The sequence below is a fragment of the Porphyromonas somerae DSM 23386 genome, assembly GCF_000372405.1.
In the GTDB taxonomy this organism is placed as follows: Bacteria; Bacteroidota; Bacteroidia; order Bacteroidales; family Porphyromonadaceae; genus Porphyromonas_A; species Porphyromonas_A somerae.
In genome coordinates this window covers 15261-36498 of sequence record NZ_AQVC01000019.1, presented here as the reverse complement: position 1 = coordinate 36498, position 21238 = coordinate 15261, and the positions used below count along the sequence as shown (strand labels likewise).

17 protein-coding genes are annotated in these 21238 nt (G+C 48.0%); 8 read left to right on the top strand and 9 right to left on the bottom strand.

All coding sequences use genetic code 11. The features are described 5' to 3' along the window. Nucleotides 1-75: 75 nt before the first annotated feature. The 4 genes from A3GK_RS0105075 to gmd are packed head-to-tail and all read right to left on the bottom strand — an operon-like array spanning nucleotide 76 to nucleotide 3458. Complete coding sequence (locus tag A3GK_RS0105075) at nucleotides 76-693, bottom strand: IMPACT family protein (protein ID WP_018028394.1); 618 nt, start codon at nucleotides 691-693, stop codon at nucleotides 76-78. Further along, nucleotides 693-1313 (bottom strand): HAD family hydrolase, encoded by a 621-nt coding sequence (locus tag A3GK_RS0105070; protein WP_018028393.1) that lies wholly within the window; start codon nucleotides 1311-1313, stop codon nucleotides 693-695. The genes A3GK_RS0105075 and A3GK_RS0105070 overlap by 1 nt, the downstream gene beginning before the upstream one ends. A 3-nt stretch (nucleotides 1314-1316) precedes the next feature. After that, nucleotides 1317-2369 carry a GDP-L-fucose synthase family protein gene (locus A3GK_RS0105065; RefSeq protein ID WP_018028392.1) on the bottom strand — a complete coding sequence of 351 codons (1053 nt, stop codon included), beginning with the start codon at nucleotides 2367-2369 and terminating at the stop codon, nucleotides 1317-1319. 18 nt (nucleotides 2370-2387) lie between these two features. Continuing rightward, nucleotides 2388-3458, bottom strand: coding sequence for a GDP-mannose 4,6-dehydratase (gene gmd / locus A3GK_RS0105060; RefSeq protein ID WP_018028391.1), 1071 nt, complete (start codon nucleotides 3456-3458; stop codon nucleotides 2388-2390). 557 nt (nucleotides 3459-4015) lie between these two features. Here gmd and tyrS point away from each other — a divergent pair. From tyrS to aroC, 3 genes are read left to right on the top strand one after another with little or no spacing between them, the layout of a single operon-like run. Beyond that, a complete protein-coding gene (tyrS, locus tag A3GK_RS0105055; protein WP_018028390.1) occupies nucleotides 4016-5308 on the top strand; it encodes a tyrosine--tRNA ligase in 1293 nt (430 codons plus the stop codon). Between the two features lie 6 nt (nucleotides 5309-5314). Further along, the gene (locus tag A3GK_RS0105050; RefSeq protein WP_018028389.1) at nucleotides 5315-6547 is read left to right on the top strand and encodes a nucleoside recognition domain-containing protein; all 1233 of its coding nucleotides are present in this window, start codon (nucleotides 5315-5317) and stop codon (nucleotides 6545-6547) included. Beyond that, entirely contained in the window at nucleotides 6547-7599 is a 1053-nt protein-coding gene (gene aroC / locus A3GK_RS0105045; RefSeq protein WP_018028388.1) for a chorismate synthase, read from the top strand. The genes A3GK_RS0105050 and aroC overlap by 1 nt, the downstream gene beginning before the upstream one ends. Here aroC and A3GK_RS0105040 read toward each other — a convergent pair. From A3GK_RS0105040 to A3GK_RS0105025, 4 genes are all read right to left on the bottom strand, one after another. Further along, nucleotides 7596-8519 carry a TIGR01212 family radical SAM protein gene (locus A3GK_RS0105040; protein WP_018028387.1) on the bottom strand — a complete coding sequence of 308 codons (924 nt, stop codon included), beginning with the start codon at nucleotides 8517-8519 and terminating at the stop codon, nucleotides 7596-7598. The genes aroC and A3GK_RS0105040 overlap by 4 nt on opposite strands. A 193-nt stretch (nucleotides 8520-8712) precedes the next feature. Next, nucleotides 8713-9330: an L-threonylcarbamoyladenylate synthase gene (locus A3GK_RS0105035; RefSeq protein ID WP_018028386.1), complete on the bottom strand. Its 618-nt coding sequence runs from the start codon at nucleotides 9328-9330 to the stop codon at nucleotides 8713-8715. Nucleotides 9331-9382: 52 nt separating this feature from the next. Beyond that, nucleotides 9383-10123: an SAM-dependent methyltransferase gene (locus A3GK_RS0105030; protein ID WP_018028385.1), complete on the bottom strand. Its 741-nt coding sequence runs from the start codon at nucleotides 10121-10123 to the stop codon at nucleotides 9383-9385. Next, nucleotides 10113-11015, bottom strand: coding sequence for a DUF1731 domain-containing protein (locus tag A3GK_RS0105025; RefSeq protein WP_018028384.1), 903 nt, complete (start codon nucleotides 11013-11015; stop codon nucleotides 10113-10115). The genes A3GK_RS0105030 and A3GK_RS0105025 overlap by 11 nt, the downstream gene beginning before the upstream one ends. A 199-nt stretch (nucleotides 11016-11214) precedes the next feature. Here A3GK_RS0105025 and A3GK_RS0105020 point away from each other — a divergent pair, with 199 nt between their 5' ends. The 5 genes from A3GK_RS0105020 to A3GK_RS0105000 all read left to right on the top strand — a co-directional run bounded on the left by A3GK_RS0105020 (nucleotide 11215) and on the right by A3GK_RS0105000 (nucleotide 19669). Then, nucleotides 11215-11472: a hypothetical protein gene (locus tag A3GK_RS0105020; protein ID WP_018028383.1), complete on the top strand. Its 258-nt coding sequence runs from the start codon at nucleotides 11215-11217 to the stop codon at nucleotides 11470-11472. Nucleotides 11473-11503: 31 nt separating this feature from the next. Beyond that, nucleotides 11504-13150, top strand: coding sequence for a diphosphate--fructose-6-phosphate 1-phosphotransferase (locus A3GK_RS0105015; RefSeq protein WP_018028382.1), 1647 nt, complete (start codon nucleotides 11504-11506; stop codon nucleotides 13148-13150). A gap of 743 nt (nucleotides 13151-13893) precedes the next feature. Then, nucleotides 13894-16752: an excinuclease ABC subunit UvrA gene (uvrA, locus tag A3GK_RS0105010; RefSeq protein ID WP_018028381.1), complete on the top strand. Its 2859-nt coding sequence runs from the start codon at nucleotides 13894-13896 to the stop codon at nucleotides 16750-16752. Next, complete coding sequence (locus A3GK_RS0105005; protein WP_018028380.1) at nucleotides 16749-19055, top strand: ATP-dependent helicase; 2307 nt, start codon at nucleotides 16749-16751, stop codon at nucleotides 19053-19055. The genes uvrA and A3GK_RS0105005 overlap by 4 nt, the downstream gene beginning before the upstream one ends. An 11-nt stretch (nucleotides 19056-19066) precedes the next feature. After that, nucleotides 19067-19669: a thymidine kinase gene (locus A3GK_RS0105000; RefSeq protein WP_018028379.1), complete on the top strand. Its 603-nt coding sequence runs from the start codon at nucleotides 19067-19069 to the stop codon at nucleotides 19667-19669. Nucleotides 19670-19754: 85 nt separating this feature from the next. Here the strand turns inward: A3GK_RS0105000 and A3GK_RS0104995 are convergent, their stop codons facing one another. After that, a complete protein-coding gene (locus A3GK_RS0104995; RefSeq protein WP_040575998.1) occupies nucleotides 19755-20975 on the bottom strand; it encodes an ROK family transcriptional regulator in 1221 nt (406 codons plus the stop codon). Nucleotides 20976-21238 lie beyond the last annotated feature (263 nt).

Sequence of the window (21238 nt, the reverse complement as noted above, 5' to 3'; positions counted from 1 at the left end):
ATCAATGTTATTCTATAGTTTTACATTACAATCATCACTACCCCTCCCCACACATACAACAAAGGTGCACCCCCATTAGTTCGCTACCTCCTTTATTTGTAGCTGATAAATGGCACTCGCTCCCTCTTCAAACTCCCTCGCCCTACTATTAGGCACCTTTATTTCCCATATATGCCCCTCCGTATCCGCATCACTCAGCACCGTTTCCGCCTCATATTGCCTCAAGAGCATCATCACAGGATTGATAAGGTCAAAAGGGAAAGTAAGCCGATAGTGACTATAAAGGGTCACCTCCACAATTTCACTATTCTTGATCGCCTCCTCCGCTGCAGTGCGATAGGCCACAATCAATCCACCAGTACCCAGTTTCACTCCGCCAAAATACCGCACTACTACAATCAATAGGTCGGTAAGCTGATAGCTAAGCATCTGACCCAATATCGGCTTCCCTGCGGTACTACTCGGCTCACCATCATCATTTTGTCGCTCTATAGGCTCCCCCTTCCCGATGCGGTACGCCCAGCAGACATGCCGAGCATCATAATATCGCTTCCGCAACTCCTGAATCTCTTCCATAGCCGCCTCCTCCGACTCCACTGGTATTGCAAAGGCAATAAACTTACTCCTCTGCTCCGTGTAAATAGCCTCCGAACGGCTTTTAAGAGTTCGATAACTAGAGAACAGCTCCTCCATCACCCCAGCATCTTATCCAAAATAGGTCGCCAATCCTCACCATTCTCAGGGCAGAAGGTGACAAAGCCCAGCTTCCTCGCCACCTCCGTATTAGCAGGACCATCATCAATAAAAAGTGTCTCCTCAGGGCGGATATCCGACTCCTTCACAATCAGGTCAAAAAACCTTCTATCTGGCTTACACACCCCATACTCATAGGAGGGATAAACCTTCTCAAAAAAGTCATCCACCGAGTAACCACCATCAATCATCTCACCCGACCGAGCATACTCCCAGATAAAAGGATTGATATTACTGATCCCCAGCAACCGCAACTCCTTCGGTAGATCTTCGCGTATGTAGTGAAATTTATACTGCTGCACTTCGGCAAGGAACCCCATCAAAGCCCATCCTACCTGCTCTTCACTAAGGGCAAGAGAATAAGCCCCGTTCAATGCTTCAGTAAATTCCGCCTTATCATATTGTCCCTCCTCCAACTTCAAGAAAAGACCTTGTTGCTGGTAAGGATCTAGTAGACCATCTGCATCATGTACTCCTAAAGTCTCAAAACGCCTTACCGACTCCTCTCTATTCAGTCGTACAAATACCCCTCCAAAGTCAAATAATATATTCTTAATCACTCTCTAATTCTCCAAATACCATTGATACAATCGCTCCACTCCCTCCTCTAGCTCCACGCGATGCCTCCAACCAAGGGCATGCAGTCGCGATACATCACAGAGCTTCCGTGGAGTGCCATCTGGTTTCGTGCTATCCCACGAGATCACCCCATCAAACCCCTCCACCCGAGCTATCAATTGAGCCAGCTCCTTGATACTAATCTCCTTGCCTGTCCCGATATTGATATGGCAATTACGTACTTCTTCCGTTCCCTTAGGGTAGAGGTCGGCAACGTCAGTATTCAGAAATAGGTGCACCGATGCATCCGCCATATCCTCACTCCAGAGGAACTCCCTCAGTGGCTTCCCACTTCCCCAAAGTCTTACCTCATTAGGGTAAATCCCCATCTTCGCCAACTCCTCAGGCTCCACAACCCCCTCCACAGGGCGTCGTACCAAGTCCCTCTTCACGCCGCCCAAGTCACCAATACCCAAGAGCTTTGCCAAGTGAATCTTCCGAATCATCGCAGGAAGCACATGGCTATTCACCAAGTCAAAGTTATCATTCGGACCATAAAGATTGGTCGGCATCACCGCAATATAATTGGTGCCATACTGTAGATTGAGGCTCTCACAAAGTCTAAGCCCCGCAATCTTAGCCAAAGCATACGGTTCGTTGGTGTACTCCAAAGGCCCTGTCAGCAAGGCCTCCTCCCGAATAGGCTGAGCCGCATCACGAGGATAGATACAGCTACTGCCCAAGAAGAGCAACCGCTGCACCCCACACCGCCAACTCTCCCCAATCACATTCTGCTGAATCTGCAGATTCTCATAGATGAAGTCGGCCCGATACCGCTGATTAGCCACAATACCGCCCACCTTAGCAGCCGCTAGGATAACCCCTTCCGGTTGCTCTTGCTCCATAAACCGACGAGTAGCCACGGGATCCAAAAGGTCCAGTTCCCGATGCGTCCGTCCCACAAGGTTATGGTACCCACGTGCTTTTAAATTGTTCCAAATTGCCGAGCCCACCAACCCCCGATGCCCAGCCACATATATCTTACTATCCTTATTCATCACCCAACACACCCCCTGTTAGCGCACTGCACCACCACTACTCTGTACCAGAGCCATATCATGCTCCACCATCTTCTGCACCAACTTCTCAAAAGAGGTAGCCCTCGGATTCCAGCCCAGCTCCTTACGTGCTTTTGCAGGGTCTCCCAAAAGCGTCTCCACCTCCGATGGTCTAAAGAAACGAGGGTCCACCTCCACCAATACCCGACCACTCTTACGGTCCACACCCTTCTCCTCCAAGCCACTCCCCTCCCACTCGAGCTCAATACCAGCAAAGGCAAAGGCAAGTGTTGCAAACTCCCGCACTGAGTGCTGCTCCCCTGTCGCAATCACAAAGTCCCGAGGAGACTCCTGCTGTAGCATCAGCCACATACACTCCACATAATCCTTGGCATAGCCCCAGTCACGAAGGGCACTAAGGTTACCCAAATAGAGCTTATCCTGTACTCCAGCCGCGATCCTCGCCGCCGCCAAGGTGATCTTACGCGTCACAAAGGTCTCTCCCCTCCGCTCACTCTCGTGATTAAAGAGGATCCCATTCGCCACGTACATTCCATAGCTTTCTCGATAGTTATGGCAAATCCAATAGGCATACTGCTTCGCCACCGCATAGGGCGAAGAGGGTCGAAAGGGGGTCTGCTCGTTCTGTGGGCTCTCCACCACTTTCCCAAAAAGTTCCGAGGTACTGGCTTGGTAAATCCGCACTTTATCTCCCATCCCAAGAATCCTAACCGCTTCCAAAAGTCTCAGCGTCCCAAGAGCCACCGTCTCAGCGGTGTACTCAGGCACCTCAAAGGAGACCTTCACATGGCTCTGTGCCGCTAAGTTGTACACTTCATCTGGCTTCACCTCCTGCAGAATACGTAGAAGTGAACTAGAGTCGGTCATATCACCATAGTGAAGGTGCAGTGACCGCCCCTCGTGCATATCCCTGATCCACTCATCTAGATAAAGATGCTCAATACGACCCGTATTGAAAGAACTACTCCGACGCATCACACCATGCACCTCATACCCCTTTCCGAGTAAAAACTCGGAAAGATACGAACCATCCTGACCCGTAATACCTGTAATAAGTGCTACCTTCATGCCAACACCCAAAACTTATTCTCTAAATAGTCAATATTCCTCACTCCCTCCCTTACTGCAAAGCTACCAAAAATATCACTCTCTACAGAACCCCCTGCCGAGTGGAGCCAGGGCCTAACAACCTTTTTCAGGAAACCACAGTCCGACTCGTCCGATCCGTCCGACTTGTCCAACTTGTCCGATAAGCCCCACCAAAAAGGAGCCTAAAAAGCCACAGTCTCAAGTGGTCAAAAGTTTAGTTGCAACTAAGCAATTGCTTTGTTGCATCTCGGCATTTGCTTAGTTGCAACTCGCCGATCGCTTAGTTGCAACTAAGTTTTATCTTTTATATAGTATTGAATATCAGCTTCTTACAAATTCAGAAAATTGCACGAAGTGCCATTCTCATAGAAGAGAGCACCCAGGAGGGTGCTCCGACTTGTCCGACTTGTCCGATAAGACACCCCAAAAGCACCTCTTTTTTCATTTTACTTCACGTTGTCACTCACTTATCTGCCATTAATTTGGTAGCTTTGTAACCGATTGATTTTTCCATACATTATATAAAGGTATTAGCGATGAACTTTATTAAGGAATTAGAGTGGAGAGGGATGATTCACAACATGATGCCAGGGACCGAAGAAGAGCTTATGAAGGGGCCGGCCTCGGGTTATGTAGGCATCGACCCCACCGCCGATTCGCTCCACATTGGTCACTTAGTAGGAGTGATGATGCTACGCCACTTTCAGCAGGCAGGTCACCGACCTATTGCCCTAGTGGGTGGAGCTACCGGTATGATTGGCGACCCCTCCCTCAAGTCGGCCGAGCGCCAGCTTTTGGACGAGGAGACCCTTCGCCACAATCAGGAGTGCATCAAGAAACAGCTCTCCAAGTTTTTGGACTTTGAAAGTGATGCCCCCAATGCCGCGGTATTGGTGAACAACTACGATTGGATGAAAGACTACTCCTTCCTCAGCTTCATCCGCGACGTTGGCAAGCACATCACCGTCAATTATATGATGGCAAAAGACTCCGTGAAGAAGCGGGTAGCAGGCGAAGGTGGTTCAGGCCTTTCCTTCACCGAGTTTTCATACCAGTTGCTTCAAGCCTACGACTACCAATACCTCTACGAGCACCAAGGGTGCCGTGTACAGTTGGGTGGTTCCGACCAGTGGGGCAATATCACCACAGGAGTAGAATTGATCAGGCGTCGCCTAGGAGGTCAAGCCTACGCCGTCACCTGCCCACTCATCACCAAAGCCGATGGCACCAAGTTTGGCAAGACTGAGAGTGGCAATGTGTGGCTCGATCCACGATATACTTCGCCTTACAAGTTCTACCAGTTCTGGATGAATGTCTCCGACGAAGATGCTGGCCGCTTCATCCGCATCTTTACCAGTCTCAGCCGTGAAGAGATAGAGGCATTAGAGGCAGAGCATCGTGAGGCTCCTCACAAGCGAATCCTACAGTCAAAGCTAGCAGAGGAGATCACAGTGATGGTACACTCTCGTGAAGAGTACGACCTAGCAGTGCAGGCCTCAGAAATTCTATTTGGTCGCTCCAGTGTAGAGACACTCCATAAGCTCAACGAAGAGACCTTCCTCAGCGTGTTTGAAGGCGTGCCAATGGCAGAGGTTTCCAAGGATAAGCTATCAGCCTCTATAGGCCTCATGGACCTCTTAGTGGGCGAGTGCAAGTTTTTCAATAGCAATAGTGAGCTACGCAAACTGATTCAAAGTGGCGGGGTAAGCCTCAATGGCGAGAAGGTGACGGACTTCCAGTACCAACCCACCTCTGCCGACCTTCTGAACGACAAGTATATGCTGATACAGAGGGGCAAGAAGAACTTTTTCCTCGTGAAGATGGTGTAGCGGCTTATGCTCCTCAACTATATATGGGTGGCATTCTTCCTGGTAGGGATACTCGTAGGGGTAGTACGGGTAATCACCTCAGGTGATGCCACCCTATTTAGTGAGATGGTGCAGGCACTCTTTGATACTGCCACCACCGCTTTTAATATATCATTAGGGTTAGCAGGGATCCTGGCACTCTGGCAAGGGCTACTTCGTGTGGCAGAGAAGAGCGGCCTCATCGCTCGCTTCGCAAGGTGGACCGCCCCTTTCTTTCAAGTCATCTTCCCTACCCTACCGAAAGGGGCACCCGTACTAGGTACGATGCTGATGAATTTCAGTGCCAACCTACTGGGGCTCGACAATGCAGCTACCCCATTGGGACTGCAGACAATGAAGGAGCTACAGACCCTCAATCCCAAAAAGGATACCGCATCTGATGCGATGATCATGTTCCTCACCATCAATGCGAGTGGGCTCACCCTCATCCCCATCACCATCATCATGTTCCGACACCAACTGGGGAGTGCGTCGCCGGCCGATATCTTTCTACCCATTCTCATAGCAACGGGTGCAAGCACCCTTACGGCGGTATTGCTGGTATCGTGGAAGCAGAGGATCAACCTACTTAAGTGGCCCTTCTTACTTCCAGCAGGTCTATTTGTGGCGTTGGTCGTGTCCCTTTCGTTTATGGTGAAAGGGGCCGATAAAGAGCTCCTCACCACCTACTCTACCGCCATCAGCCATGTGGTATTGCTGAGTGCCGTGGCATTATTTATAGGCAGTGGCCTCCTCGCCAAGCGAAATGTGTATGAAGATTTTATAGAGGGGGCAAAAGGGGGATTCCAGACGGCGGTGACCATCATTCCCTACATCGTAGCAATACTAGTAGCAGTGGCAATATTTAGAGCTAGTGGAGCCATGGATTGGCTCACCATGGGAGTCGCCTCGCTATTTGGAGCCATAGGAGTAGATACCACGTGGGTAGATGCACTGCCAACGATTCTGATGAAACCTCTCAGCGGAAGTGGGGCGAGAGGATTGATGATTGATGCCATGTCCACCTTTGGTGCCGATTCCTTTGTCGGTCGCCTAGTCTGTATTGTTCAGGGCACCACCGATACCACTTTCTACGTGCTGGCACTCTACTACGGTAGTGTGGCCATCACCAAAACCCGCTACACACTTGGCGTCTCGCTCATTGCCGATGCAGTGGGAGCGGTGACAGCAATTTTATTGGCTTATGCATTTTATGGGTGATGAATACATTTGGTAGATATTTTAGGCTCACCACATTTGGCGAGTCGCACGGTCCTTATGTGGGTGGAGTGATCGATGGTTGTCCCGCCGGAGTGGAGCTAGATCTCACGCTGATTCAAGAGGCACTACAACGTCGTAAAGGATTGGCAGGGGTCAGTACCCCACGCACCGAAGCCGATCAGCCAGAGTTTATCTCAGGCCTTATGGAGGGAAAAACAACCGGCACACCCCTCGCATTTCTTCTGCCAAACCAGCAGAAAAGAAGTGGCGACTACGATGCCCTCAAAGAGGTCTATCGCCCTTCTCATGCCGACTTTACCTATCAGATGAAATACGGTATCCGCGACCATAGAGGCGGCGGAAGGGCAAGTGCCAGAGAGTCGGTGGTACGCGTGGTGGCAGGGGCAATCGCCTACCAATTGCTCCGAGAGCAGGGAATAAGGCTCAGAGCCTTCACCTCGCAGATAGGCGAAATAAAACTCCCAAGCCACTACCAATACCAGTGGGAGGAACTAGGAGAGATGGGCTGTCCAGACCCTCAAGTAGATCAAGAGATGCACCAACTCCTCACAAAGGTGAGGCAGGAGGGGGATACCCTTGGGGGCGTCGCTACCGTAGTGGTGGAGGGGGTACCCGTCGGTTGGGGTAGCCCACTCTACAGCAAACTCGATGCTCGGCTAGCAGAGGCAATGCTCGGTATCAATGCCTGCAAAGGTTTTGAGATGGGAGATGGATTTGAGTTGGTAGCAATGAAAGGGTCACAGGCCAATGACTCCTTCACCTCAGAGAAGGGAGTGATCAAGATGACCTCCAACCACTCTGGCGGCGTCTTGGGCGGTATCTCCACAGGAAGCCAGATCTATTTCCGAGCAGCCTTCAAACCGATCCCCTCCATCGCCATACCACAGCAAACCGTCACCACCTCCGGTCAACCAACAGAGATCACCATAAAAGGGCGCCACGACGCCTCCGTATTCCCCCGCGTCCTCCCCATCATTGAAGCGATGACCAGCCTCGTCCTCGCCGATGAGATGCTCGCCTCCAACCACTAAAGGAAAAGGTCGCCTTGTTGCCACCCATTTTCACGCATTCTTCGTTCTATAAGGTGTACAAATTGGTAGTTTTTCCACCCCCACTTAGGAGCCATCAATAGCTCAGGAGGGGATTGGGAAACGAATCGATCAAGATATATTCTTCTTGGCAACCTCCGTAGAAGTCTACAAATCACATCTACATACTCCTCGGGTGTGAAAAGGCTGAATGTCTCAGGATTGCTCCTATATTGATGAGCCATAATCGTTCCCTTTAGGATCTGTAATTGGTGCATCTTAAGCGTAGTGATGGGGAGAGAGGCGAGGCGATCAATGTGCAACTCAAAGTCGGAATATGTCTCACCAGGTAATCCTATAATAAGGTGTGCCCCTACTGTAATACCCCGTGTAGCAGTATCATGAATCGCCTTTTCAGCCTCCGCAAATGTATGACCACGATGAACGCTTTCAAGCGTCTTATCGAGTGTACTCTCCACCCCATATTCAATTGCCACAAACGTCCGCTGATTTATTTCAGTAAGATAATCTAGCACCTCCTCATCAACGCAGTCGGGTCGCGTTGCCACAACAAGACCTACCACATCAGGGGTAGCCAAGGCCTCCTCATATAGAGCCACAAGATGGTCCAAAGAAGAATAGGTATTGGTATATGATTGGAAGTAAGCGAGGTATTTCATATTGGGGTACTTACGTCCGAAAAAACGTTTTCCAGCCTCCAACTGCTCAGCTACTCCACCTTTACCTACATAGCTAGGACTAAAAGAACTATTGATGCAGTAGGTACACCCGCCCCTACCCTTTGTGCCATCACGATTGGGGCAAGTCAAGCCTACATTCACCGAGAGCTTCTGCACCTTAAAATCAGGAAAAACACTTCTTAGATAGCTTCCATAGTCATTAAAAATCCCCTCACTTATCATACCACTACTATAAAAAAGAAAAAGGCTGTCTCACGACAACCTTCAATCTTAATATTAACCTAAAATCTAATACTATGAAAAACACGGTGCAAAGATAAGAGATATTTCTTACTTATGCAAGTATTTAGATGAATATTTTTAGGAAGGGTGCCGTTTTAATCTATTTTATGCCTTAATTAAGTCATATTCTATATTATTTAAGCACTTCTACTCCCTCTCTTATCACTTCAAATGGTTCTTGAAGGCAAGAGACTACAGTGCTATCTACAAGTTGCCCTATTCCTCCATCTACTACATAAGCCACCTCATTTCCCCACTGCTCTTCCATCAGACTTGGGTCATAGCCATAAGCTTCATCATCAGTACCATCTCGATCTAAAGGCAGTGAAAAACCAGTTAAGGGATGACCAAAATAGTCGACAAGCTCTCTCACAAAACAATGTCTAGGTATACGAATCCCTACCTCCTTACGCCCACGATATAGCCGTGGAAGGTTGTGACCCGCTGGTAAAACAAAGGTAAAGGGACCTGGACAATTGCGACGCATGAGTCGAAAAGCTGAGTCATCCATACGAGCATATTCACTAACCTGTGAGAGGTTGCTCAAGAGGAGTGAAAAGGTAGTACGCTCTACTTCAACTCCCTTTATTCTGGCTAATTCCTTGACACACACCTGATTGAGTGCGTCACCACACAAGCTGTATCGAGTGTCGGTAGGGAGAATCAAAAGCTCTCCACGCCCCAAAGCCTCAGATAGCGTTGCAAGCACCCTCTCTGGTGTTGCAGAATCATCATACACCTTAATCATCATCTCTTCTTACAATATAATCCCATAAATAAAAGCTGCTAATAAGATGAGTTGACTAGTCGTCTCCTCTACCAAGCAAAAAGATTGCAGGGCGCTTGTGGTACGAAAGACCTCCCTTTAGATGCTTTGACCAAAGAGAAAGAGGCAAAGTGGTGATTTCCTCCTCACTTGTAGTCAAGTCCACTGCTACAGAAAGGTACAGCGCTGGGGAGAGAAGGTCACACAGCTCTCTTATCAATTGGTCATTACGATAAGGTGCTTCAATAAATATCTGTGTTTCTCCCTTATCCAGCGCACGACGTTGGCACTCTAGTAGCTGCTGACGCCGTGAGGCACGGTCATGTGGGAGATAACCATAAAAGGTAAAATATTGACCATTAAATCCAGAAGCCATTAGAGAAAGTAAGATAGACGAAGGCCCTACCAAGGGAACCACTCGCATACCAGCACGGTGGCAATCAATCACGACACGGTGACCAGGGTCGGCTACCCCAGGGCAACCTGCCTCACTCATCACTCCCACATCTTCACCCTGACGAAGTAGCTCCATAACCTCCTCCCGAGGATAGGAATACCCTTGATGCTTATCTAGCTCATAGATTGTCAAAGAGGAAATATCTAGCCCTGGCACCGACCGGGACAAATATCTCCGAGCAGTCCGAGCATTTTCCACCACATAATAGCGAAGTCGACCAAGGAGCTCCAATGTCCGCTGTGGTTGATACTGCTCTACCTCCACATTACCCAGCTCTATGGGGATTAGGTAAAGCTTTCCCAATCCTTCATTATTCCCCATAAATATGTTGCAATGCTCCAGAAATATCTGGATATAAGTAGTCAAAACCCAGCTCCTCAATCCGCTCAGAAGCGACCCTCTGGCTATGCATCAGTGGACCGCCCCAAGCCCCGACAGCAGCACGCCATACACCACGAGGGATAGGTAGAGGGAGTGACCGTCCACTCCTCATCTGAGCCGATAATGTAGCTATCTCCCGATAACTAACCCATTCTGGAGCAACGACATTGTACACCCCACGCATCTCACGGTTTTCAATAGCTAGCCAAATAGACCTCATGGCATCACTCACATGCACCCAAGGTACTAGCTGTTGACCTATGCCACACAGTAGGGCAAGTCCATAATTACCACCAACGGTCATATATGGTAGCACTCCGCCATAACCACAAAGCACCTTCCCCATTCTAAGCGATACCCACCTCTTAGCCAATGCTTCGGCCTCAAGTAGATACGCTTCCTCCTCACCACCTACATAGAGACCGGCAAGGAAACCACTCCCGACAGGTGATGCTTCAGTGTGAATGTATGGGTCTAGGCCACTTCCATATATAGCTGTAGAAGAAACGTTTACGAAGCTCTCAAGCTGAGCACCACTAGCCAATAGATGACGCCCGATCAAAGCGGCACCTCCCACACGCTCACGCCACAAGCGATCCCTACCTCTAAGGTCTAGGCGACTTCCCACGCCAGCTATACCAGCCGTATGTACTATATGATTCACCCCCTCTAAAGCGGCCGGGTCTAGCTCGTCACGTAGAGGATTCCAATAAAACTCACCAGCTCTTGAAGGACGCCGACAAAGCAGTCGTACATCATAGACCCCACGATACATCCTCTCAAAGTGTCGAGCCAATAGCTCCTCACCACCTGTTACTAAAATCCGTTCCATCTTCTTCTCGCACTCCTATATTATATAGTATATTTCATCACTCCCATACCTCTTCTTCAAAGATACAAAAAAGTAGCAACCACCACAAAAACGTCTCTTTATAAAGGCCCTAAATTACCTATTAAATAGCGGTTTATTGGCGATAAATGAGTATCTTTGTAAAGTAAGCCGATAATTAAAATAGTTTATAAGTAAGGTTATGGCACCATCTGCTGGATTTTGGAAAGGTTTTAAGCGGACACTTCTTGTGCTGATTGTATTGTGTCTGATAGGTAGTATACTCTTCTTTGTACTACTACCAGGCGCCAAGGGGCTACTCTTTGGGGGTTGCACCTTGATTTTGGTGGTTAATCTAGCATTGATGCTGATATTTGTCCGTACCAATGACCAAAAACGCCCAGGCAGTCGAAGCAGAGATAGAGAGCCAAAGCGCTTCGACTTTCATAGAGATAGATAGGTTATTCAACTATATAATTTAGATAAGAAAGATGAGAACAATTAGTCCACTTCAAAAGGCTCGCTCAAAATATGAGCCTAAACTTCCCAATGCACTAAAGGGCAATGTAAAGGTAGTAGAGGGTAATCCTACCCACTCAGTAGATGACCAAGAAGAGATTAAGCAACTCTTCCCAAACACCTACGGACTTCCTACGATTGCATTTGAAAAGGGAGATGCACCATTGCATACCAAGCCAATCAACGTCGGCGTGATCCTATCAGGGGGTCAAGCTCCTGGCGGACACAATGTGATTGCAGGTATCTTTGACGGCATCAAGAAGATAAATAAGGATAGCCGGCTCTATGGATTCTTAATGGGTCCTGCCGGACTTATCGACCATAAGTATATGGAGATCACCAGCGAAATTATGGATGAGTACCGCAATACTGGTGGTTTTGATATCATCGGCTCTGGTCGTACCAAGCTTGAGACTGAGGAGCAGTTTGATAAGGGTCTAATCATCCTTCGTAAGCTAGATATCCAGGCACTCGTCATTATCGGTGGTGACGACTCCAACACCAATGCATGCGTTTTGGCAGAGTACTACAAGAAGATCAATGCTGGTGTTCAGGTATTGGGTTGCCCAAAGACTATTGATGGCGACCTTAAGAATGAGCAGATTGAGAGCTCCTTTGGTTTTGATACCGCCACTAAGGTCTACTCTGAATTGATTGGCAATATCCAGAGAGACTGCAACTCTGCACGTAAGTATTGGCACTTCATCAAGTTGATGGGTCGCTCCGCTTCGCATATTGCTTTGGAGTGTGCTCTTCAAACCCAGCCTAATATCTGCATCGTCTCTGAGGAGGTACTGGCAAAGGAACAAAGTCTTGATGATATCGTCACATACATTGCTCAGATCGTGGCTGATAGAGCGAAAGAAGGCCTTAACTTCGGTACCGTATTGATTCCTGAGGGTTTGATCGAGTTTATCCCAGCAATGAATGCCCTCATTGCCGAGCTCAATGATCTATTAGCCCATGAGGGCGATGCATTTGCCAAGCTAAATAAGGAGGCTCAGAGAGAGTTTGTGATAGACCGTCTTTCTGCAGAGAATAGCAAGGTCTTCAAGTCACTGCCAGAGGATGTGGCACGCCAGCTCACTCTAGACCGTGACCCTCACGGCAATGTGCAGGTATCGCTGATCGAGACTGAGAAGCTCCTTGCCGAAATGGTTAAGGAGAAGCTCAAAGAGTGGAAGGCAGAGGGTAAGTATGTAGGTAAATTTAGCATCCAGCGTCACTTCTTCGGGTACGAAGGTCGTTGTGCTGCTCCATCCAACTTTGATGCCGACTACTGCTATAGCCTTGGCTACAATGCAGCTCAATTGATTGCAGCAGGCAAGACGGGCTATATGAGCTCTATCCGCAATACTACTCGCCCTGCAGCAGAGTGGAAAGCTGGTGGTATTCCTATCACTATGATGATGAATATGGAGCGCCGCCACGGTTCTATGAAACCTGTTATTCGCAAGGCACTGGTAGAACTTGAGGGCAAGCCTTTCAAGACCTTTGAACAGTATCGTGATAAGTGGGCTCACGAGACCTGCTTTGTTTATCCAGGACCGATCCAATATTTTGGACCTAGCGAGGTTTGTGACCAGACAACTGAGACTCTTCGCCTAGAGCAAGAGTAAGACTTAACAAGCATATTTAGAGGAGCAAAGGGAGATAATGAACTCCCTTTGCTCCTCTATTTTTATGATCGGGTCAAAATGAAGGAAGAGAATGTTGCACGAAGTGCCATTCTCGCACATTTGCTTCAAATGTGCCGAGACTTTGCACGAAGGATGAGATGCAAGGCAGCCGCTAGGCTGCCAAGGTACTCAAAAAGGCGCTGAGGATGAGGGTGAAGGGAGCGTACTCACGTACGTGACCGAACCCGAATTCCGATAGCAATGCCGCAGATCGCCTTCGTGCAACAGTCTCAAGGAAGGTAATATGCCTCTTCGCATTTCAGCAACTGTGGCATTGTAATCATATACTTTACCCCCACACGAGGCACCCTACTTTTCAGAATTTCAAGCTGCAAAATAAGATGAAGAATCAGGCTAAAAAAGGGTCTTTGAGACTCCTTTTACAATCAATTGAAATTCAACACTATATATTAGCGTCAACCGAGATGCAACTAAGCAATCGGCGAGATGCAACTCGGCAAATGCTTAGTTGCAACTCGCCGATTGCTTAGTTGCATCTCAACTTTTCCCTACCAGCATGGAGGTTTTATGGAGGCACATAGAGATGGCGATCTACCCATGTAATTGTCTTGTTCTTGACAAGGGGGCTAACCCGCAAGGAGAATCTGCTGACCCCATCTATTATTTTAGATGAACACCTCAAATAAAATGGTTAAGTTTGCAAGTCATATAGGGTAGTAAAAATGGACAAGAATAATAATATAAATAGCCAGTCACAAGAGCAACAATTGGTGGTGCTGGGGGCTCGCGAACACAATCTCAAAGATATAGATGTAGAGATTCCTCGCCATTCACTTGCCGTAGTCACAGGCTTGAGTGGTAGTGGAAAGTCGTCGCTTGCTTTTGACACCATATATGCGGAGGGGAATAGACGTTATATTGAGACCTTTTCGGCATACGCAAGAGGCTTCCTCGGTAATCTCGAACGTCCAGACGTAGACCAAATCATTGGGCTCTCGCCTGTTATCTCCATCGAGCAAAAGACCACTGTCAAGAACCCAAGGAGTACCATAGGCACCACGACAGAAATCTATGACTTTTTGCGACTGCTCTATGCACGCACCGCTACCGCTTATAGCAAAGGGGGCAAGGCGATGGTCAGCCACAATGAGGAGCAAATCTTCGCTATGGTATGTAGGGACTTCAACAACCAACGCATCCAAATATTTGCCCCGATAGTGCGGGATCGAAAAGGGCACTACCGGGAGCTTCTAGAGAGTATGCGACGAAAGGGCTATCTCTATGTTCGTGCCGATGGAGAGATGCTGGAGCTGAAACCTGGACTGGCATTAGCACGATACCAAAACCATAGGGTAGAGGTGCTTATTGATAAGTTGGCTCTACAAGAGAATGAAGAGTCGCTTTCTCGGTTAAAGGAGGCACTTCGAGTGGCACTTCATCTTGGAAAAGGCGTCGTGATGGTTCAGAAGTATCAATCTACAGAGGAGCCCCTATTTTACAGTAAGCAATTGATGGATGCCGAGACGGGCGAAAGCTTTGAAGAGCCAGCACCACATACCTTTTCCTTTAACTCACCCCAGGGAGCTTGCCCCAAGTGTAAGGGCATTGGGGAGGTTCCGGCTCCTGATATGAGCAAGATCATCCCCGACCCCTCTCGAACCATTCGTCAGGGAGGACTGGCTCCATTGGGCAACTTTAAGCCCAATATGATATTTAAGCAACTAGAGGCGATCACTGAGCACCACGGTTTCACCATCAATGACCCGATTAAGGAGTTTCCAGAGGAGCTGATGGATGATATTATGAATGGTGTAGACTATCCTCTCAAGCACAAAGTGGAGGCAACAGGTAAGGTGGAGCGTCTCTTTTCGTATGATGGGCTGATTGCCTATCTCAGGGCTTTAGCAGACGAGGAGGAATCGAGCAAAATACGTAAGTGGGCCAATCAGTTTAGTACTTACAAGTGTTGTCCATCTTGCGGAGGTAAGCGACTTAATAAGGTAGCACTCTCTTTTAAGATTGATGGGCACGATATTTCTGAGGTTTGTAATTGGTCGCTTCCTAAGCTGCTAGAGTGGATCACGGGGGTCTCCGACAAGATTGAGAAGCGGAAGAAGGTGGTGGCGAAGGAGATTATCAAGGAGATTGTGAACCGTCTGGAGTTTTTACTGGAGATGGGGTTGGACTATCTCACGCTTAATCGCACTACTGGTTCGCTTTCGGGCGGAGAGATGCAGAGAATTAGGCTGGCTACACAGCTAGGAAGTAAGCTGGTGAATGTGCTTTATATTCTAGATGAGCCGAGCATCGGTCTGCACCAGAGAGATAATACAAGGCTGATAGAATCACTAAAACGACTTCGGGATCAAGGCAATTCGCTGATCGTGGTAGAGCACGATAAGGATATGATGCTGGCAGCGGACTACATCGTAGATATGGGTCCTGGAGCTGGACGCAAGGGTGGAAAGGTAATCTATAGTGGCACGCCAAAGGAGATGCTCTCGGCGGATACGTTAACAGCACAGTATCTTAATGGCACCAAAGCTATTGAGGTACCCACTAGTCGGAGAAAGGGGAAAGGAAGTTCGCTCCGATTGATTGGCGCCACTGGGAATAATCTCAAAGGGGATACGCTAGAGATTCCATTAGGAAAGCTAGTACTGGTGACGGGGGTATCGGGGAGCGGGAAGTCAACCTACATCAATGACACCCTTTACCCAGCCCTCTCCAAGCACTTTTATCGCTCTTTGGAGGAACCCCTACCCTATAAAACAATTGAGGGGATTGAAGAGGTGGATAAGGTGGTGCAGGTAGATCAATCACCCATTGGAAAGATGCCACGAAGCAATCCTGCGACCTATACGGGGGTGTTTACAGATATCCGCAATCTCTTTGTGGAGATGCCGGAGAGCAAGATTCGTGCCTATAAGCCAGGGCGTTTCTCGTTTAATGTGAAGGGTGGACGATGTGAGACCTGCAAAGGCAATGGTTATAAAAAGATTGAGATGAACTTCCTACCCGATGTCTATGTGCCGTGCGAGACGTGTAAAGGGCGTCGCTATAATCGGGAGACGTTGGAGGTGAGGTACAAAGGAAAATCAATCGCCGATGTACTGGATATGACAGTGAATATGGCGGTAGAGTTTTTCGACACCCAGCCAAATATCCTACGGAAGATAAAGGCTCTGCAAGATGTGGGGCTGGGCTATATCAAGCTAGGACAGTCGAGCAATACGCTATCTGGCGGAGAAGCACAGCGGGTAAAGCTCGCCACAGAATTGATGAAGCGGGATACGGGGAAGACGGTTTACTTCCTAGATGAACCCACTACAGGACTTCATTTTGAGGATATCCGGGTACTGATGAATATTCTTCAGAAATTGGTAGACAAAGGCAATACGGTAGTGATCATTGAGCACAATCTAGATGTCATCAAAGTGGCGGATCACATCATTGAGATAGGTCCTGAGGGGGGCGAAAAGGGAGGTCGCATTGTTTTTGAAGGAACTCCAGAAGAGATGATCGCACAAGATAAGGGGTATACCACTCCTTTCTTAAGGGATGAATTAAAGCAAAAATGAATAGAGAAGAACTACTTAAGGAGCTCAATCCTGAGCAAAAAGAGGCGGTAGTCCATAGCGGCTCTGATAGCTTGATACTGGCAGGTGCTGGGTCGGGCAAAACGAGGGTGCTCACCACAAAGATCGCCTACCTCCTTACCGAAGGGGTGGCTCCTTTCCAGATATTGGCACTGACCTTTACGAATAAAGCAGCTCGGGAGATGCGAGAGCGTATCGGCACACTGGTAGGAGGCCCGGTGGCAGGATTGATCACTATGGGGACGTTTCACTCGGTATTTGCTCGCTTTTTGAGGAGCTATGCCGACCGCTTAGGGTACAATCATTCGTATACAATCTATGATACCACCGACTCTAAGTCTTTGGTGAAGATGATCGTGAAAGAGCTCCAACTAGATGAAAAGATGTACAAGCCTAGCTACATTCAGGCGGAGATCTCTAATGCTAAAAATAGTGGGCTTTCGCCTAGAGACCTAGCAGATGAGATGGTAGCCCATAGGCATGACCTCCGAAAAAGCGTACCCGCATTGCCCAAAATATATCGGGAGTACGAGACGAGGTGCCAACGAGCTAATGCGATGGACTTTGATGACCTTCTGCTGAATATGCTTCGACTGTTGCAACAACATGAAGATGTAAAAGCCACCTTCCATGAGAGGTTTAGGTATATTCTCATCGATGAGTACCAAGATACTAATAGGGTTCAGCATAAGATTGTTCAGCAACTCAAAGGACCTTCTACGGAGCTGATGGTAGTGGGTGATGATGCTCAGAGTATTTACTCTTTTAGAGGGGCGGTGATAGATAATATCATCAACTTCCAAACTACCTTCCCTGGGGCTAAGCTATTTAAGCTCACCAAGAATTACCGCTCGACTGGCAATATTGTGGAGCTAGCGAATGGGTTGATCGCCAAAAATGAAAAGCGGATCCCTAAGGTGGTAGAGGCAGTAGCTGGTAAAGGTGAGAAATCTCTGCTTTTTGAGTCGTTTAGTGCACCTATGGAGGCTCAGCAGGTAGCGGCACAGGTCAATCAACTGATCCACTCTGATACCAACCCTGAGGATATTGCCATTCTATATCGCACCAATGCACAGAGTAGATTGCTAGAGCAGTATCTCAAGATGTTTAGCATCCCCACCCGCATCTATGGCGGGCTCTCCTTTTTCGATAGAAAAGAGGTGAAGGATTTACTCGCTTATCTAAGGTTGGTGATCAATCCTGATGATGATGAGGCCTTCCGAAGGGTCTACAATGTGCCGGCAAGAGGAATTGGGGCGGTGACCTTTGAAGGCATAGCTAAAGTGGCCAATGAAAAGGGGTTGTCTCTGATGAGCACCGCCAAAAGTCCAGAGCAACTCTCAGGTGTGGTGCGAGGTGCAGGGATCAGCAAGCTAAGTGCTTTCGTGGAGCTGATAGAGGTGATTACAAGTCTAGCTGATGATCTAGCCCCAATCCCCTATCTCCAGAAGGTAATTGAACTAACAGGGCTAAAGGCGATGTACAATGATGGGAGCGTAGAGGGACAGTCTAGAATGGACAACATTGCGGAGCTGGTGAGTGCCCTAGATGATTTTATCACCCGAAGAAAACTGGAGCAAGGCGAAGAAGAGCCCTCTCTTGAGGACTTTGTAAGGGAGATGACGCTTTATACCGATCAAGATACTGAAGACGACGACACCCCAAAGGTGACTCTGATGACCATGCACGCCTCCAAAGGCCTTGAATTTGACCATATATTTTGTGTGGGACTAGAGGAGGGTATAATTCCAAGTAATAGAAGCACTGGTATAGCTGATATTGAGGAGGAGCGTCGCCTACTCTACGTGGCAATTACACGTGCGAAAGAACACTGCACCCTGAGCTATGCTAGGGAGCGGATGGTAAATGGGCAAACTAATATGGCCATGCCAAGTCGATTCCTGAGGGAGCTAGACCCGAAGTATGTGAAAGATAACTCTGGAATCGTTTCGGGAGGAGTTATGGAGAAAGCCATTGAAAAGCTACAACAATTGCATCGTGACCTTCCCCCCACTCCCTCTGCTCCAAAGCGGATGACTCGCATCAAGCATAGTCGGCAGGTAGGTAGTGATGGCCCAAGTGGTAGAGAAAATGAGGTGCTGACAGATACGGCAGCCGATACCGACCTAAAGAAAGGGGACATCGTCTATCACAATCACCTAGGAAGGTGTGAAATCCTTGGTTTCGTGGAGACTTCAATTATGGGAAGTAAAGTGAGTGTGCGATTGGAGGATAACTCAGTTCGCCAATTGATTCTTAAATTTGCCAAACTACGTAAAGAATAACTTGATAAGATATGACACTAGACGATCAAATCACAGAAGGATATCACCAACAAGGGGGGCGGACAGGAGTGCTTGAGGTCATCTGTGGCTCAATGTTTTCGGGCAAGACGGAGGAGCTGATGCGACGTATCAAGAGGGCTCTGATCGCACGACTCAAGGTGGTGGTTTTCAAGCCGGTCACCGATACCCGCTACCATGCCACGAATGTGGTAAGTCATGACAAAAACTCCATTCCAAGCATCCCTATTTCCAACTCAGCACAAATGCTAGACCTGATTAAGGACGCAGATGTGGTGGGCATAGATGAAGCTCAGTTTATTGATAACGGCATCATAGACGTTTGTCAGAAATTGTCTGATAATGGCATTCGGGTGATCGTGTCAGGACTGGATATGGACTTTATGCGCCGTCCCTTCGGGTCTATGCCGGCTCTGATGAGTATCGCTGATAGAGTCACGAAGGTGCATGCAGTCTGTATGGACTGTGGTGCCCCAGCCAATTTCTCCTACCGCCTTGGAGATGATGATCGCGTAGTAGTGCTTGGAGCTATGAAAGAATACGCCTGCCTCTGTCGCTCCTGCTATCTTGCCCGCATCAAGAAAACAGCAGAATAGATAAACAAGAGATCTAAGCATACAAAATAAAGGTCGTTCAGAGCCAACGCTTTGAACGACCTTTGATTTTATGGAAAAGACTATGTCAATCAGTGAGGGAGGCGATTGCCTTTTTCCTTGCTAGCATACAAGCCCCCATCACACCAGCATAGCGGAGGAGGATAGACTGCTTTAGCTCGGTATCTTGGTTGACCATGTTGAGCGAATACTTACGTATAGCACTTTGGATGGGGTGGATAAGGTAGTCACCCACCTGTGCCAGCGGACCACCAATCACCACCACATGAGGGTTGAAGAGATTGATGAGGTTGGCCAAATGCAAGCCTAGCTGCTCACCCACCTCCTCCAGGATCTCAATACAGAGCATATCCTCCTTCAGCGTCGCCTCAATCAGGTCATCCAGCGTGATATCCTCAATCCTCTTTCCACTATCCGTGATGATAGAGCGGTCGCCCTGCTTCACACGCTCTATAAACTTACGGTGCATCGCACGTCCAGAGGCCTCAGTCTCCAGGCACCCCTTCTTGCCGCAATGGCAAATCACTTCATTCTCATAGCAATGGGTATGCCCAAACTCTCCACTAAAGCCCGACTTTCCCGCATAGGGCTCACCATTTATAATGATGCCTAGACCAAGCCCCCACGTAGCATGCACGAAGAGCAGATTCTCCCCCTTCTGCCGATAATGCAACATATACTCCCCGTATGCAGCAGCACGCGAGTCGTTATCAATAAATGTAGGGATGCCAAAGGTATTAGTAAAATAAGTAGCGAGAGGAGTCCCTTCAAAATTAAAGTAGGTATAGCTATAGCCAGTATGTGGATTGAGACGGCCCAGAATATTGATACCGATGCTCACAATAGAGTGACGTGGCACATCTATTTCGTGATCCATATAATTATTGACTTCATTGCAAATAGTATTAAGGCACTCCTTTGTATTGGCAAACCTAAAGGGGATATCCATCTGGGAGTGCACCTGATTACCCGAGAAGTCCATCAGTACAAAGCTAATATGCTCGGAAGAAAAGTCCACCCCTAGGAAGTAAAAGTCCTTATCGGTGAGACCAAATAGAAAGGGGTGCCGACCGGTAGAGGCCTCGAGCTTACCAAAATTACGCAATAGCCCATGATCCACCAGCTCCCCCACCATTTTACTGATGGTGGGCACACTCACCCCCAAGAAACGAGCCAATACCGGCAAGGTCTCAGGACCATTATCCACTAGATACTCCACAATCTGTCGCTTATACTGCAGATTCTTAGGGTTGGTATCAAATAGCAATCTAAATTCGTTCTCCGTCATAATATTAATATTGCAACTATTACTACCTACAAATATATATAATAATTTCATAACTAATCAAATTATCACCTCAATCTTACCAATTTCTAAGTAAGAAAGCACCTATTTACTTAAATTAGATAGAAGCTATTCCCCGATAACTTCCCCAAAAATCTAAGAACCGCGCAGGCCAAAAGTTGAGTTGCAACTAAGCAATCGGCGAGTTGCAACTAAGCAAACGACGAGATGCAACAAAGCAATTGCTTAGTTGCAACTCAACTAAC